This is a genomic window from Halomonas sp. CnH100-B, from assembly GCF_024124605.1.
In the GTDB taxonomy this organism is placed as follows: Bacteria; Pseudomonadota; Gammaproteobacteria; order Pseudomonadales; family Halomonadaceae; genus Vreelandella.
The window spans coordinates 111,309-126,858 of the sequence record NZ_JAMXRX010000003.1 but is presented as its reverse complement, the minus strand read 5'-3'; the positions used below and the strand labels follow the sequence as shown (position 1 = coordinate 126,858).

Annotated in this window: 14 protein-coding genes; 4 read left to right on the top strand and 10 right to left on the bottom strand. The window is 59.6% G+C overall.

Features of this window, described 5'->3' with window-relative positions:
* Window positions 1-25: 25 nt before the first annotated feature.
* The 4 genes from adk to ampD all read right to left on the bottom strand — a co-directional run bounded on the left by adk (window position 26) and on the right by ampD (window position 6,674).
* Window positions 26-679: an adenylate kinase gene (gene adk / locus NH398_RS07320; RefSeq protein ID WP_159343136.1), complete on the bottom strand. Its 654-nt coding sequence runs from the start codon at window positions 677-679 to the stop codon at window positions 26-28.
* A 262-nt stretch (window positions 680-941) separates the two neighbouring features.
* Complete coding sequence (aceF, locus tag NH398_RS07315) at window positions 942-2,960, bottom strand: pyruvate dehydrogenase complex dihydrolipoyllysine-residue acetyltransferase (RefSeq protein WP_253017542.1); 2,019 nt, start codon at window positions 2,958-2,960, stop codon at window positions 942-944.
* A 58-nt stretch (window positions 2,961-3,018) separates the two neighbouring features.
* Window positions 3,019-5,691 carry a pyruvate dehydrogenase (acetyl-transferring), homodimeric type gene (gene aceE / locus NH398_RS07310; RefSeq protein ID WP_159343138.1) on the bottom strand — a complete coding sequence of 891 codons (2,673 nt, stop codon included), beginning with the start codon at window positions 5,689-5,691 and terminating at the stop codon, window positions 3,019-3,021.
* 401 nt (window positions 5,692-6,092) lie between these two features.
* Window positions 6,093-6,674 carry a 1,6-anhydro-N-acetylmuramyl-L-alanine amidase AmpD gene (gene ampD / locus NH398_RS07305; RefSeq protein WP_159343139.1) on the bottom strand — a complete coding sequence of 194 codons (582 nt, stop codon included), beginning with the start codon at window positions 6,672-6,674 and terminating at the stop codon, window positions 6,093-6,095.
* A gap of 81 nt (window positions 6,675-6,755) precedes the next feature.
* Between ampD and nadC the strand changes: the two genes are divergently transcribed.
* Window positions 6,756-7,610: a carboxylating nicotinate-nucleotide diphosphorylase gene (nadC, locus tag NH398_RS07300; RefSeq protein WP_253017540.1), complete on the top strand. Its 855-nt coding sequence runs from the start codon at window positions 6,756-6,758 to the stop codon at window positions 7,608-7,610.
* 3 nt (window positions 7,611-7,613) lie between these two features.
* On the opposite strand, the gene NH398_RS07295 is transcribed toward nadC, so the two are convergent.
* The gene (locus NH398_RS07295; RefSeq protein WP_253017529.1) at window positions 7,614-8,144 is read right to left on the bottom strand and encodes a GNAT family N-acetyltransferase; all 531 of its coding nucleotides are present in this window, start codon (window positions 8,142-8,144) and stop codon (window positions 7,614-7,616) included.
* A gap of 139 nt (window positions 8,145-8,283) precedes the next feature.
* Between NH398_RS07295 and tsaA the strand changes: the two genes are divergently transcribed.
* Window positions 8,284-9,054 (top strand): tRNA (N6-threonylcarbamoyladenosine(37)-N6)-methyltransferase TrmO, encoded by a 771-nt coding sequence (tsaA, locus tag NH398_RS07290; RefSeq protein WP_253017527.1) that lies wholly within the window; start codon window positions 8,284-8,286, stop codon window positions 9,052-9,054.
* Here tsaA and purC read toward each other — a convergent pair.
* The 3 genes from purC to dapA form a co-directional block, all read right to left on the bottom strand.
* Complete coding sequence (gene purC, locus NH398_RS07285) at window positions 9,031-9,747, bottom strand: phosphoribosylaminoimidazolesuccinocarboxamide synthase (protein ID WP_159343143.1); 717 nt, start codon at window positions 9,745-9,747, stop codon at window positions 9,031-9,033. The two genes, tsaA and purC, sit on opposite strands and share 24 nt — an antisense overlap.
* A 32-nt stretch (window positions 9,748-9,779) precedes the next feature.
* A complete protein-coding gene (gene bamC, locus NH398_RS07280) occupies window positions 9,780-10,760 on the bottom strand; it encodes an outer membrane protein assembly factor BamC (protein ID WP_159343144.1) in 981 nt (326 codons plus the stop codon).
* A gap of 81 nt (window positions 10,761-10,841) precedes the next feature.
* Window positions 10,842-11,726 (bottom strand): 4-hydroxy-tetrahydrodipicolinate synthase, encoded by an 885-nt coding sequence (gene dapA, locus NH398_RS07275; RefSeq protein ID WP_159343145.1) that lies wholly within the window; start codon window positions 11,724-11,726, stop codon window positions 10,842-10,844.
* A 247-nt stretch (window positions 11,727-11,973) separates the two neighbouring features.
* On the opposite strand from dapA, the gene NH398_RS07270 reads away from it, so the two are divergent.
* A complete protein-coding gene (locus NH398_RS07270; protein ID WP_253017526.1) occupies window positions 11,974-12,447 on the top strand; it encodes a peroxiredoxin in 474 nt (157 codons plus the stop codon).
* 46 nt (window positions 12,448-12,493) lie between these two features.
* Here NH398_RS07270 and NH398_RS07265 read toward each other — a convergent pair whose 3' ends face one another.
* Window positions 12,494-13,597 (bottom strand): AI-2E family transporter, encoded by a 1,104-nt coding sequence (locus NH398_RS07265; RefSeq protein ID WP_159343147.1) that lies wholly within the window; start codon window positions 13,595-13,597, stop codon window positions 12,494-12,496.
* On the bottom strand, window positions 13,594-13,872 hold the full coding sequence (locus tag NH398_RS07260; protein WP_253017524.1) for a sulfurtransferase TusA family protein: 279 nt from the start codon (window positions 13,870-13,872) through the stop codon (window positions 13,594-13,596). The genes NH398_RS07265 and NH398_RS07260 overlap by 4 nt, the downstream gene beginning before the upstream one ends.
* A gap of 182 nt (window positions 13,873-14,054) precedes the next feature.
* Here NH398_RS07260 and NH398_RS07255 point away from each other — a divergent pair, with 182 nt between their 5' ends.
* Complete coding sequence (locus NH398_RS07255) at window positions 14,055-15,515, top strand: M48 family metalloprotease (RefSeq protein WP_159343149.1); 1,461 nt, start codon at window positions 14,055-14,057, stop codon at window positions 15,513-15,515.
* The last annotated feature ends 35 nt before the right edge of the window (window positions 15,516-15,550 follow it).

The window sequence follows — 15,550 nt, the reverse complement described above, 5'->3', positions numbered from 1 at the left end:
CGTGGCACGTGACGCTGCAGCGCGCTTAGCTCAGTGCTTCTTTCACCTGGCGCGTGATGTCCGCCACGCTGCCCACGCCTTCGACGCGGTGATACTGCGGCGCGGCGGCCGGGTCCTCTTTCGCCCACTGCTGGTAGTAGTCCACCAGCGGCGCGGTTTGGTCGTGGTAGACCGACAGGCGGTTACGCACCGTGGACTCTTGGTCGTCTTCACGCTGGATCAGCGTTTCGCCGGTGACATCGTCTTTACCCGGCTCTTTGGGCGGATTGTGCTCGATGTGATAAACGCGACCAGAGGCCGGGTGTACGCGGCGACCCGCCAAACGGCTGACGATCTCTTCATCCGGCACCGCGATTTCCAGTACGTGATCCAGTTTGACGCCGCCCTCTTTCATGGCGTCGGCCTGGGGAATGGTCCGCGGGAAACCGTCGAACAAGAAACCATTCTCGCAGTCCGGCTGGCTGATGCGCTCTTTGACCAGATCGATGATGATGTCGTCCGACACCAGACCACCGCTGTTCATGATCTCTTTGACCTTCAAGCCCAGCTCAGTGCCGTCCTTGATAGCGGCGCGCAGCATATCCCCGGTGGAAATTTGGGGAATCTTGAACTGCTCACAAATAAATTGAGCTTGAGTCCCCTTCCCCGCGCCGGGGGCACCCAACAGGATTAAACGCATGGCACTGCTCCTTGAATGATCGTCTTGAATGATAGTGATAGTTGAAATCAATGAATCGACAATAACCGTGCCGTTCAGGCGACACAACTCCCCAAAAGCCTGAGAGCACGATTATTTTGTGTTTTTTTGAGCAAAAACAGCAAAGTGGCCAACGTTAGTACTTTGGTCACCCTGTTTGCTTCAAACTGCCGTTTAAGTGGGCTTGCTATAAACACAAGCGGCGCCCATCAGGGCGCCGCTTGTGGCTTGCTCGTATGATCGCTTACAGCAGCAAGCGACGGATATCGGTGAGCACGTCCGCCAGGAAGGCGGTGAAGCGCGCTGCATCCGCACCGTTGATCGCGCGGTGATCGTAGGAGAGCGACAGCGGCATCATCAAGCGCGGCTGGAAAGCACTGCCATCCCATACCGGCTTCATCTGCGCTTTCGACACACCCAAGATCGCGACCTCAGGGGCGTTGACGATCGGCGTGAAGGCCGTGCCACCAATCGAACCCAGGCTCGAAATGGTGAAGCAGCCACCGGTCATCTCTTCCCGCTTGAGCTTCTTGGTTTGCGCTTTCTTGCCTAGCTCCGCCATCTCCTTGGCAATCTCGATCAAGGATTTCTTATCGGCGTCGCGCAGCACGGGCACCATCAGACCGTCCGGCGTATCCACCGCGATACCGATATGGACGTACTTCTTCCATACCAGCGTATCGCCGTCGCCTTTCAAGCTGACGTTGAACTGCGGGAACTTGCGCAGTGCAAAGGCACACGCCTTGACCAGGAACGGCAGCGGCGTGAGCTTGGCCCCTTGGGCTTCGGCTTCGGCCTTCATGGCCTTACGGAAGTTTTCAAGCTCCGTGATGTCGGCTTCGTCGAACTGGGTCACGTGGGGCACGTTGAGCCAGCTACGATGCAGGTTCGTCGCGCCCATCTTGAGCAGGCGACCCATCGGCTTCTCTTCCACCTCACCGAACTGGCTGAAGTCGACTTCCGGCACGGCGGGGATGCCTGCACCACCGCTGGCCGCAGGAGCGGCAGCCTGGGCTTTACCCTGGTTGGCAATCGCCTGTTTGACGTAGGCCTGCACGTCTTCTTTCAGCACGCGATCTTTCGGGCCGCTGGGCTTCACGAGGCCCAGATCGACGCCTAGCTCACGGGCCAGCATACGCACGGCGGGGCCCGCGTGTACCAGCTTGCCGTCGCGAGGCTTGTGAGACGCCATTTGCGCTTCGGGACTGGGGGAACCCGCCGGGGACGCCTGCTTGGCGTTGGGCGCGCTCTGCGGCTTGCTATCCGCTTTTTCAGGGGCCGCTTTTTTGGGTGCGGCTTTCTTGGCACCCGCGACTTCCATATAGCCGATCACGTCGCCTTCAGAAACGGTGTCACCCTCTTTGACGGTGAGCTCCAGAATCTTGCCCTTGAAGGGGCTCGGCACGTCCATGGAGGCTTTATCGGACTCCAGGGTGATCAGCGGATCTTCGACGTCGACCTCGTCACCGGCGGCAACGCCAATTTCGATAATCGGTACGTCAGATGAGCCTGACAGATCCGGCACGCGAATCTCTTTACGCTCTGGCTCGCCGCTGCCGCCTTCGTCGTCAGCCGTATCGTCTTCGGCTTCAGCTTCGGCAGAGTCGTTAGTGGAGGCAGACTCGTCGGCCTGGGCAGGCGCGTCCGCATCACTGTCATCATCGCCTTCACCCGCGATTTCCATCTGGCCAATCACATCGCCTTCGGACACGGTGTCGCCCTCTTTCACCGTCAGCGCGACGATCTTACCGCTGTGCGGGCTGGGCACGTCCATGGAGGCTTTGTCAGACTCCAGGGTGATCAGCGTGTCTTCGGCGTTGACTTCATCGCCTGAGCCGACGGCGACGTCGATGATCTCAACGTTGTCAGAGCCACCGAGATCGGGGACTTTGATGTCCACGGTTTGCTTGCCGCCGCTTGCTTTCTTTGGCGCAGGGGCCGCTTCTTGCTGCTTGGCGGGCGCTTCGTCTGGCTCAGACGCTTGGGAGTCGGCTTCCGGCTCGGCATCATCACTCTCACCGCCACCTTCCACTTCCAGCTCGACGATATCATCGCCTTCCGAGACTTTATCGCCCTCTTTGACCAACACTTTGATCACCTTGCCGCCTTTCGGGGCCGGTACATCCATGCTGGCTTTGTCGGATTCCAGAGTGATCAGGGTGTCTTCCGCTTCAATGACGTCGCCTTCTGACACCGCAATCTCGATGATTTCGACATCGGTATCCCCACCGATGTCGGGAACTTTGATGATTTCGCTACTCAAGGTCGCGCTCCTTCCAAATCGGATCGAGCCGGCGGGCATCTGCCCGCCGGGCAGCGGTTTAGCTGGTCAGCGGGTTCGGCTTGTTGGCATCGATGCCATACTTTTTCAGCGCGTCGCCGACATGCTTGCGATCAATCTCACCACGGTCGGCCAGGGCACGCAGCGCGGCGACGGTGACGAAGTAGCGGTCTACTTCGAAGAAGTAGCGCAGCTTCTCGCGGGTATCGGAACGGCCAAAGCCGTCGGTACCCAGCACGGTGTAGTCGTTCGGTACCCAGGCACGCACCTGGTCCGCGTACAGCTTCATGTAGTCGGTCGACGCAATGACCGGACCGTCACGGCCTTCCAGGCACTTGGTCACGTGGGGCTTGTTGGCCTCGGCATCCGGGTTCAGGAACGCTTCACGCTCCAGCAGCAGCGCTTCACGACGCAGCTCGTTGAAGCTGGTCACGCTCCAGATGTCCGCACCGATGCCCCAGTCGTTGGCAAGCAGCTCGGCAGCGGCTTCCACTTCGCGAAGAATGGTGCCCGAGCCCATCAGCTGAACACGACCTTTGTCACCCTTCGTCTCTTTGAGCAGGTACATGCCCTTGACGATGTCGTCGGCCGGTACGTTCTCAAGCTCGGGGTGCTCGTAGTTCTCGTTCATCACGGTCAGATAGTAGAAGCAGTTCTCTTGATCCGTGAACATGCGCTTCAGACCGTCTTGCACGATGACCGCCACTTCGTGTGCATAGGTGGGGTCGTAGCTGCGGCAGTTGGGGATGGTGGACGCCTGAATCAGGCTGTGACCATCCTGGTGCTGCAGACCTTCACCGTTGAGCGTGGTACGCCCGGCGGTGCCGCCGACCATGAAGCCACGTGCCTGCAGGTCGCCTGCGGCCCATGCCAAGTCGCCGATACGCTGGAAGCCGAACATCGAGTAGTAGATGTAGAACGGCAGCAGCGTGACGTTGTTATTGCTGTAGGAGGTCGCGGCGGCAATCCACGCCGACATCGCACCTGCTTCAGAAATACCCTCTTCGAGAACCTGACCTTTCTGGTCCTCGCGGTAGTACATGATCTGGCCTTTATCGACCGGCTCGTACTTCTGACCTTCAGAGGTGTAGATACCGAGCTGACGGAACATACCTTCCATACCGAACGTACGTGCTTCGTCCGGAATGATCGGCACGACCTGCTTGCCCAGTTTCTTGTCTTTCACTAGGCCGTTCAAGATACGCACGAACGCCATGGTGGTAGAGACTTCACGCCCTTTGGAGCCGCCCATTTGCGAAGCAAAGGTCTTGTCTTCCAGGGTCGGTATTTCCAGCGGCTCAAACGAGCTGCGACGGCTCGGCAGGTAACCGTTGAGACGCTCGCGCTGCAGGTGCATATACTTGAGCTCGGGAGAGTCCTCTTCCGGCTTGTAGTACGGCACGTCCTTGAGCTGCTCGTCGGTGAGCGGAATACCGAAGCGGTCGCGGAATTTCTTCAGCGCTTCGTACTCCATGCTCTTGACTTGGTGCGCTTCGTTGGCCGCTTCGCCATCACCGCTGCCCATGCCGTACCCTTTGATGGTGTGCGCCAGGATGACGGTGGGCTTGCCATTGGAGGTATTGACCGCTTCGTGATAGGCCGCGTAGACCTTGAACGGGTCGTGACCGCCACGGTTGAGCTTCCAGATATCTTCGTCGGAGAGGTCTTTGACCATTTCTTCGGTTTCAGGATACTTACCGAAGAAGTGCTCACGGGTGTAAGCACCGCCGTTCGCCTTGTAGTTCTGGTACTCGCCGTCGACCGCCTCGTCCATGCGTTTTTGAAGGATGCCTTTCTTATCCTTCTCGAACAGCGGATCCCAGTGACGACCCCAAACGACCTTGATCACGTTCCAACCGGCACCGCGGAAGACGCCTTCGAACTCGTCCATGACACGGGAGTTACCGCGTACCGGACCGTCCAAGCGCTGCAGGTTACAGTTGATGACGAAGATCAAGTTATCGAGGTTCTCACGGCCCGCCAGCGAGATCGCGCCCAGGGATTCCGGCTCGTCACACTCGCCGTCGCCCATGAAGCACCAGATCTTGCGGTCGTGCATATCTTTCAGCTCACGGTGATGCAGATACTTCATCACGTGGGCTTGATAGATGGCCTGAATCGGGCCAAGACCCATGGACACCGTGGGGAACTGCCAGTAGTCCGGCATCAGCCACGGGTGCGGGTAAGAAGAGAGGCCATCGCCGTCGACTTCGCGACGGAACTTGTCCATTTGCTCTTCGCTCAGACGGCCTTCCAGGAACGAACGCGCGTAGATACCCGGCGCCACGTGCCCCTGAATGTAGATCAAGTCGCCTTCGAAATCGCCTTTGGGAGCGCGGAAGAAGTGGTTGAACCCCACATCGTACAGCGTCGCGGACGACATGAAGCTTGCAATGTGACCACCCAGGCCCGGGTTGGCCCGGTTGTTACGAATCACCTGCGCAATGGCGTTGTAACGGATCAGGGAGCGGATACGACGCTCCATGAACAGATCGCCAGGCATGGGCGCTTCGCGGTGAACCGGGATCGTATTACGGTGGGGGGTTGTCACCGAGAAGGGCACCTTCATCCCGTCCCGGCGCAGGCGATCCGCCAGGCGGGTCATCAGGTAGCGGGCACGATCCTCGCCCTCACGATCCAGTACCGATTCCAGGGATTCCAGCCACTCCGTGGTTTCGACCGGATCGAGATCTTCTCTTGTCTCCAGACTCATAGAGGTCTCTCCGAATGACGATAAATGACAATGAGCCCCGCCAACCCTTCGGGCCTGGGGCGGCTGCGGTGTTTAGCCACCACAGGCCATACAATGGCACGACGCGTTTGCACCGTACGGGGGTTTTCGTTCTACATTCAACAAGCTACGCTCGTCTTGATGTAGTAAAGCTACACATAGAGAGTGAAAGTTAGCCTTTTGTATATGCGAAGATACCGCAAAGTCGCCACGCTGCCAATTCCAGTGAGCCGTAAAAGGCTATCCAAAACAAACTATTGCACTGCAACATAAGCACCTTTTAAGACCTTCGTCGCTGCGACGAACACCTTCAAAATGTAGTGAAACTACCGTTTTATTACCTGCCTCAAGAACTACTTAACGCTACTTTTTAACCCACGCTTTTATTGTTTAAAGGCCACCTGTGACAATCGCTGGCGGAAATACGCCCAATCGAAGGCGGGCCCTGGATCGGTTTTGCGCAGCGGCGCTACTTTGGCATGGCTGGTGATTCGCTGAGGCGTCAAAGCCGGGTAGCGAGCCATAAGCCACCCCACCGCGTCGACGAGGGCGGTGTACTGCGCTTGGGTAAAGGGAGTGTCATCATCGCCCTCGAGCTCGATGCCTACGGAAAAATCGTTGAGCCTGGATCGCCATGCGCCCAGCGCAGGGTCCCACCAGCAGGAGCGACCGGCATGCCAGGCACGCTGATCGGTATCGACGAACTGAACGCACTCGCCGTCGCGACGGATCAACAGATGGGCCGATACCCGCAGGTGGGCGATCTCGGCAAAGAAAGGGTGTCCGTCCGGGGGCAGTCGATTGGTGAATAGCGCCTCGATGGCATCGCCCGAGAACTGCCCTGGCGGCAGGCTAATGGCGTGCAAGAGCAGCAGTGAGACCTCCTGCTGGGGGCGTGCATCCTGGTTCGGTGATGGCACCTGCCGCGCCCTGGACCACGCTCCCGCCCTGTTTTCTTGGTTCATGCGCGCACGCACTCCTCTACGTTAGCCGTCTGTTTCACTATAATGCCCGTCATCGAAGACGACGCCCAGAGACCTCCCCCTATGGATTACCAAACTGCTCTTGCTGAAGAGATTCGCGCTTGCGCCGCCCGTCTGCTGGCGGAAGACGTGGGTGCAGGCGATATCACGGCTCAGCTGATTCCTGAGAGCCAATGGGCAACCGCCAAGGTGATTACCCGTGAAGCCGCAGTACTCTGCGGTGTTGCCTGGGTCGATGAGATCTTTCGCCGCCTGGATGGCCGCGTGACGCTGCGCTGGCAAGCTGCAGATGGCGACCTTTTGGCACCCGACCAGTGCTTTCTCGAGCTCGAAGGTCCGGCCCGCAGCCTGCTCACCGGCGAACGGGCCGCCCTCAACATGCTGCAAACACTGTCGGCTACGGCCACTGCCACGCGTCGCTACGTGGACTTGATCGAAGGCACCAGCGTGCGCTTGCTGGATACTCGTAAAACGCTTCCCGGGATGCGACTGGCCCAAAAATACGCAGTCACCTGTGGGGGCGGACATAATCACCGCATCGGCCTGTGGGATGCGTTCTTGATCAAAGAGAACCACATCGCCGCCTGCGGCGGCATTCAAGCCGCCGTGGCTCAAGCCCGCAAACTGGCCAGCGACCTACCGGTGGAAGTGGAAGTCGAAACCTTCGAGGAGCTAGATCAAGCCCTAGCCGCCGGTGCCGACATCGTTATGCTGGATAACTTCGCCATTGAAGACCTCCACGTGGCGGTGGAAATCAACGGCGGCCGCGCCACGCTGGAAGCCTCCGGCAACGTAAATGACTCTACGCTGAGAGCGATTGCGGACACGGGGGTCGACTGCATCTCCAGCGGCGCGCTGACGAAAGACGTCAAATCCATCGACCTGTCGATGCGGATCACCCAAACCTTCAACGTGTAGGCGTTAGGTTTCTACGGCGCTGAGCTGCTTCACCAGTCGGTAGCGACGCAGCATTTCACCGCTGCGCTCGACCCACTGCTCGCCGAGGTTATCGAAGCCTCGGCGCAGCAGGCGCTCATAGAGCACCAGGCTCGCCTCGATCTCTACGCTCGAAACGCCGTGCTCGAGTAGAATGCGTTCGGCGTGGATCAGTAGCGTGGTGCCAATACCACGCCCCGCCAGCGACGGCCAAACGTAGAGCGTTTCAATGCGGCCTGCGCTGATATTCAGCTCTAGAAACCCGACACAGCGGCCATCGCAAGCCGCCACCAGTGTGGTGTAGAGCGCCTGGCGCGCTGCCCAAGCGCTCGCCTCACGAGGCAGCGCATTCGCCCAGGCACGGCGTTCATCCAACCCATAGTGTGTGGCCGCGCCCTGCATGACCGCATGGTAAAAGACTTCCGCCTGATCGGCGGCATCTTTGGCCAGCGCCGCGCGATAGGTCACACGGGCAGTCGGCGCAGCAGAGGGTGCGCGTTCGTTCGTTTTCAACATGCTTCGCCTCAATGCGATTTAGCGGCTGGCAACGACAGCGGACTGTCTGTCACCCACTGGCTATTTTATACTCGTCGCCACGTTCCGAAAGCCCCACTTCATCGACCCCGTCGGTGTCGGTCAACCACAAGGCAGTGCCATGCATGATCGATCAGACAGCGCGTCATTTGCGCTGACGCCCATTGGCCATATCGTCAGCGACTACCCGGACAAGTTCGGCGTTCCTCGCCAGCCGGGACTTGCGCCAGCGGCCAGCGCAAGCTTGGTACTTACCGCACCGTTCGATGATCCTCTCACCGTACGGGGCTTGGAAGAGTTTAGCCACCTATGGGTGACGTTTATCTTTCATCACAGCCCGACCCGCTGGACGCCCTTGGTACGCCCACCGAGGCTGGGCGGTAACCGCAAAGTCGGCGTCTTTGCCAGCCGCAGCACCCACCGCCCCAATCGGCTTGGGCTATCGTTGATCGAGCTGTCTCACATCGACACCCGGCAAGGGGTGAGTCTGCATCTCGTCGGGTGTGACTTGATCAGCGGGACGCCAGTGGTCGATATCAAGCCTTACCTGCCCTGGGCCGAAGCCAAGCCCGATGCTCGGGCAGGCTTTGCACCCAGCGCGCCCTCACGGCTACCCGTACATTTTAGCCAGGCCGCCAAAGCAAGCCTTGCCGCCCGTGCCGATGGAGCGTCGCTCCATGCGCTGATCGAACAGGTATTGAGCCAAGACCCACGTCCTGCCTACCAGAAAGCCACGCAGAGTGACCGCCTTTACGGGGTGCGGCTGCGCGACGTAGACGTCAAGTTCCAGGCGATCGATGCCGCCTCTGAAAACGACGCCACCACCTTGACGGTGGTGGCAATCGATACACTGACTGACGAAACGCTCTTAGGCGGGAAAGGTAATCCCTAAGCGACGGCCGACTTCTTCATAAGCCTCAATAACGCCACCCAAGCCCTGGCGGAAGCGGTCTTTGTCCAGCTTCTCGCGGGTGTTGGCATCCCACAAGCGGCAGCCATCGGGTGAAAACTCATCCCCCAGCACGACCTCGCCGTTGAACACACCGAACTCTAGCTTGTAATCCACCAGCAGCATGTCACCCTCGGCAAACAGCTGCTTGAGGATGTGGTTCACCTTGAACGTCAGGGTCTTCATTTTGGCCAGTTGCTCGGGGGTTGCCCAGCCAAAGGTTTCTGCCAGCGACTCGTTGATCATCGGGTCGCCCTTCTCGTCGTTCTTCAAGAACAGCTCGAAGGTCGGCGGGTTTAGGGCAATGCCCTCTTCCACCCCCAAGCGCTTCACCAAACCGCCCGCCGCAATGTTGCGCACCACGCACTCGACCGGAATCATCTGCATTTTCTTGACCAGACTTTCATTGTTGGAAAGCTGCTTTTCGAAATGCGTGGGGATACCGCCCTCTTCCAAGCGCTCCATGATGAAGGCGTTGAAGATGTTGTTCACCATTCCCTTACGGGCAAGCGCCTCTTTTTTCTTGCCATCGAAAGCGCTGGTGTCATCACGAAAGTGCAGTACCAGAAGGTCAGGGTCGTCAGTGGTATAGACGGATTTTGCCTTGCCGGCATAGAGTTCTTGGCGCTTTTCCATGGGGGCTCCGTGAGAAAGTGAGAAGCAAAGGGTTAACGTAAGTAGCCGGAGACGCGCTCAAGCAACTCGCGCTGATCATCCGCACTGAAATTACGCTCGCTGGCGTTGATGGCACGCAGTACGGTTTGGTCGCCGTTGGGCTCGAGCGCCAAACGAATCTGCTGTGACATCCGGCGTACGTCTGGACTAAAGACGATCTGCAGCGGGTTACGTCCACGCTCGGTTTCGGTCATGTACTCCACCAAGAACTCGTAGTCATCAGCGGAGGTCGCGAGCAGGTCACGCTGCCCTTCTTGAGTGAAATCAAGCGATAGGTAGTGGTTCAACTCGGCCCAGACGCGGTCGATGGGCTGCGGAATGACCACTTCCCACTCGTCGCCCTGCTGACGCAGCTGAAGGGTCTGCTCGCTGGCCAGACGCTGGGCGGTCCACGAGGAGGAGCTGGCAGTGGCGCTACGAGCACCCAAGTACTGCTCCAAGGCCGCGAGACAGCTCTCGACGCTTTGACCGCTCTGATCACAGCGCACTTCGCTACTACCGGCGCGCAGGGCGCTCTGTAGGCGTAGCGTCGCCTGCGGGGTTACGATGACGCCTTGATTGGCACTGCTCTCTTGAACGGGGAGTTGGCGGCTACGCACGAAGGCTTCCAATTGCGGCCAAACGGTACCAGGGTCCGCAGCGACGACTAACCAGCTTTGGTCACCGACTTGGCGACGTTCGACGTAGTCAGGCTCCAGACCGCTGCCAATGGCCAGCGACTGAGGCGGTTCGACCTCGGCTGGCTCATCGAGCTGTGTGCCCTGCATGGCGACCTGGGGAACGGGCATCGCATCGCGGTAACGCTGGGTATTGCGGGACTCGGGCAACACCAAAGGCGGCGCCGGGGCCGCTTCGATGTAGTCCAGGTTGCGGTCGTGGTAGTACCCATCGCGTGCGCAACCTGCCAGTGTGACAGCGGCTGCGAGTGCCAGCGGTATCCATTTAAGCGCACGTTGTTCAAGCACAGAGCTCATCAAGCCACCTTAACAGTCAACAGATCAGTTACCCGGCCGGCGATGCCTTCACCGGGTAGCAAAAGGGTTTCGAGCGCCGGGTTACTCCTCTACGACACCCGCCAGCTGCAGCGCTTCACTGACCGTGCCGTGGTACTTCTCCGACAGCCACGTCAGCGGCAAGCGAATACCGGCGTCCATATAGCCCATGCGGTGCAGCGCCCACTTCACGGGAATGGGGTTGGATTCGATGCCCAGGTTCGTGTGCAACGGCATCAGGCGCGTATTGATTTGGTGCGCCTTGTCGGCGTCGCCCGCCACGGCAGCCGCGCACAGATCATGCATGGCTTTGGGGGCAACGTTGGCGGTGACGGAGATGTCACCATGGCCACCCATCAGCATGAAGTCACAGGCCGTCGCGTCGTCGCCGGAGTAGAGCATGAAGTCGCTGCCTTTCAGGCGTGAGATTAGATCCTCAGCGCGCTCAAGGTTCCCGGTCGCGTCTTTCAGGCCGATGATATTGTTCACTTCCGCCAAACGTACCACGGTCTCGTTGTAAAGATCGGAGCAGGTGCGGCCCGGCACGTTATACAGAATGACCGGCAGTTTGCTGCCTTCTGCCACCGCCTTGAAGTGCTGATAGAGACCTTCCTGGGTGGGCTTGTTGTAGTAAGGGCAAACCGACAGGCAGTAATCCGCGCCCACTTCGCTGGCGTAGCGTGCCAGCTCGACCGCTTCCGAGGTCGCGTTCGCTCCGGTACCGGCGATGACCGGAATACGGCCGTTGACCTCTTCCACCACGCTGCGAATCACGTCGAAGTGCTCGGCAAAAGACATGGTGGTGGGCTCACCCGTGGTGCCCGCAGCGACGATGGCATCGGTGCCATTATCGAGGTGGAAGTTCACCAGACGACGAAGCGCCTCCCAGTCGATGTCGCCATTGACCTTCATCGGCGTCGCCAGGGCGACAATGCTGCCTGTGATCATCCGTATTTTCCTCACCTGCAAAAAGTTGAAATCAAGCTGCCACGTGGGATGCAATGGCGTACATTACGTCAAGACGCGGCGTTGATGCCTTAAAGGAGCGCGATCACCCCTGCCCACAAACAGCAAATGGTACTCAGGCGATTCGAGCCTGTACAGCGTAAAGCACTGCGAGTTTATCGAACGCTTTGACAGCAGCGCAGCGCTTGCGTGTAATTCCCTATGAAAGTCACCCCGATAAGGAGCCTTTATGGCGATCGAACTTGGCCAGCCCGTCCCTGATTTTTCCGCCCCCGCCACGGGCGACACCACCGTCACGCTGTCGGCACTGCGCGGCAAGCAGGTCGTCATCTACTTCTACCCGAAAGCCAGTACGCCCGGCTGCACCACCGAAGGCGGCGATTTTCGGGATCGCAAAGCCGCCTTCGATGCGGCCAACACCGTGATCATCGGTGTCTCCCGGGATGGCCTGCGCGCCCAGGAGAACTTCAAAGCCAAACAGGATTTCAATTTCGAGCTGATTTCCGACAAAGACGAAACCGTTTGTCAGCTTTTCGACGTCATCAAACTCAAAAAGATGTACGGCAAAGAGCACCTAGGCATCGAGCGCAGTACCTTCTTGATCGACCAGGACGGCAAGCTTGCCCAAGAGTGGCGCGGCGTCAAAGTACCCGGCCATGCAGAAGAAGTGCTGAGCGCGGCGCAGGCACTTCACCGCCAGTAACAGCGGCGCACAGCGCGGTGCCCCTCGGATCGGGGCACCGTCGCCCTTAGGGTGAATCCTGTCCCAAGCGAGGCGGTTGCGCTGCCTGTCGACTTTCGAGCCCTCTGGGCCAAGCGTACACCAACGCCTTGAGCAGCGTGGCCAGCGGGATGGCGAAGAATACTCCCCAAAACCCCCAAATACCGCCAAAAAACAGCACCGCGACGATAATCGATACCGGGTGGATATTGTTGGTTTCCGAGAACAGCACGGGAGCCAGCACGTTGCCATCCAGCGCCTGAAGCACGCCGTAGGCCACCAGCACGTACACGAACTGCTCACTGATGCCAAAGTGGAACCCGGCCACCGCCGCCACGGGAAGCGTTGCGACCGCCGCGCCAATGTACGGCACCAAGACGGAAAATCCGACCAGCACCGCCAGCAGCGCCGTGTAAGGCAGTCCAAAAAAGGCGAACGTGATGTATGCCACCGTGCCCACGATCACGATTTCGATGGATTTGCCGCGAATGTAGTTGGCGATCTGGCGGTCCATCTCGTGCCAGATACGGGTGAGCAGCGTCCGCTTCTGCGGCAGCAACGAAAGCGTAAAACCCACCAGCGCCTCACGGTCTTTCAGCATGAAAAAGACCAGAATCGGCACTAGGACCAGATAGATGATCAGCGACATGATATTGCCCAACGAGGTCAGCGAGAGCGTCAACGCGCGCTGGCCAAGCTGGCTGATTTCCCGTCCGGCAACGCCAATCCAGCTCTGCATTTGATCGGGCGTCACGATATTGGGAAAACGCTGCTGTAACTGATCCAGCCACCCTTGGCCGCTGGCAAACATGCGCGGGGTCTCTTGAACGAGCCCCACCAGCTGATTCCAGATTAGCGGCATCAAAATGAACGCCAGCGTCAGCAGCACGCTGACAAACGCCAAGAACACCAAAATGACGGCCAACAGGTGCGGTACACGTCGCCGCGTCAGTGCGCTGACCACCCCTTGCAGTAAAAACGCCAGCACCAGCGCGGTAAAAAAAGGCGCAAGCATACGACCAAACCAGATGATCGCGGCGAACCCCGCCACCAGCACGAACAGAAGAATCAGCGCCTCTTCGTCCGAAAAGTAGCGTTCGACCCAACCTCTCAGGATGCTGCGCATGGTCATGAGTGGGCATTCCCTGCTTTACGGATCCAAAACACATATACATCGCCGCGCTGCACCCGCGCTTCCATGACATGGTCACTCAGCTCGGTAAATGCCGCCATATCCCGCCACGACCCAGCATCGGTGGCGCTGACTTCCAACAGTTGACCGGGGGCTAGACCGGCCAGTGCCTGCTTGGCTTTCAGCAGCGGTAGCGGACAGTGCAATCCGGTGGCGTCCACTACCCGATCGGGCTGAACCCCCTCGGCCAACCCAGACGCTGTTTGCTCAGACATACTCTCCCCCAAAGGCAGCTTCTATGGTGCTCAATCGTTCGTTGGCTACATAAGCGTCGCATTGTTGCATAAACTGTTTTTTTGCGATGCCCGCCGTGGCTCTGATTTAACGGCACTTCCCTGCCTGAATCAATGTCACACCGTTGTTAGCCGCGCCTATAACCTGAACGAATGGGGATGCCATGCTGCTTTTTAGACCCACCAACGCCCGCTGGGCCTGTGCGCTAGCGCTATCGCTCGGCACCCTGTGCGTTAGTTTGCCCAGTCACAGCTATGAGGATTACCAACTACCCACGCTAGGCGGCGCATCGTCATCCGTGAGCAACGAAGAGTTTCGTCTGGGTCGCGCGTGGCTGCGCCAGTTTCGCGCCCAGGCACCGCAGTGGCAGGACCCCATCGTGAGCGACTACCTAGAAAGCCTGGTCGCGCGCCTGGCGCCCTACAGCCAGCTCGGCAGCCTGCAGACGACGACAGTGATGGTGGATAACCGCTCGCTCAACGCCTTTGCGGTGCCCGGCGGCGTGGTGGGCATCAATTCGGGGCTATTTGCCTTTGCCGAGGATGAAGGGGCGTTTGTCTCGGTGATTGCCCACGAGCTTGGCCACCTCTCCCAGCGCCACTACGCTCGCGGCAGCGCCCGCGCGGAGCAAACCCAGCTGCCCGCCATGGCCGCCATGCTCGCGGGGATGCTGATTGCTGCCAGCGGCGGCGGCGATGCGGGCATTGCCACCGCCATGGGTTCTCAGGCGGCGCTGATTCAAGATCAGCTCGCCTACTCCAGGCGCTTCGAGCAGGAGGCCGACCGCATCGGCCTACAGGCCATGGCAGACGCCGGTTACGACCCCGAAGCCATGGTGCGCATGTTCGATACCATGCAGCGCCTTTCGCGCCTTCAGGGCGGCACACCGCCGGAATTCCTGCTCACCCACCCGGTCTCGGACAGCCGCCTGAGCGACGCCCAGGCGCGGGTGTCTCAGCTCAGCGTGGCCAGCCGCTACACCAGCGATACGTTGTACGACATGATGCGTGCCCGGGCGCTGCTGAGCATCTACCGCAACACGCCCCAGCAGGCGGCGGCGCGACTGGCGCAAGAGGATGCCGAGGAGCCTGCGCTACGCTACATCGACGCGCTGATCACGGCACAAAACGGGCAGACCGACCGTGCCCTCCAAACCCTCGACCAACTAGCCAGCGAGCTTCCCGATTACGGCATGCTGCCCGCCACGGCGGCGCACGTGGCGTTGACCGCGCAGCGCTACGATGACGCCATCCACCGCAGCCAGCGGCTGCTGCGGCTAATGCCCAACTACCTGCCGGCGCAGCTCACGCTAGCGGAAGCGCAGCTACAGCGTCATCCTGAAGCCGCCTATGACCTGCTTCGGGACATTACCGCGCAACACCCGGAAAACCCGCAGGGATTCAACCTGCTGGCCGAGGCGGCCGGGCGCAGCGGCTTCAACGGCTGGGGTCATCTGGCCCGTGCCGAACACCTCCAGCTCACCGGCCGCATAGACCGCGCCATTCGACAGCTGAGTATTGCCAAAGACGCTGCTCAACAGGAGAACGACGCTCAAGCGCTCGCGCGTATCGAGCAGCGCCGAGAAGCGTTTCTTGAGTACCGAGAGACGCTGGAGACATTTTAACGCCCATGCAACCTAGGCAAAAAAGCCCGACGCAT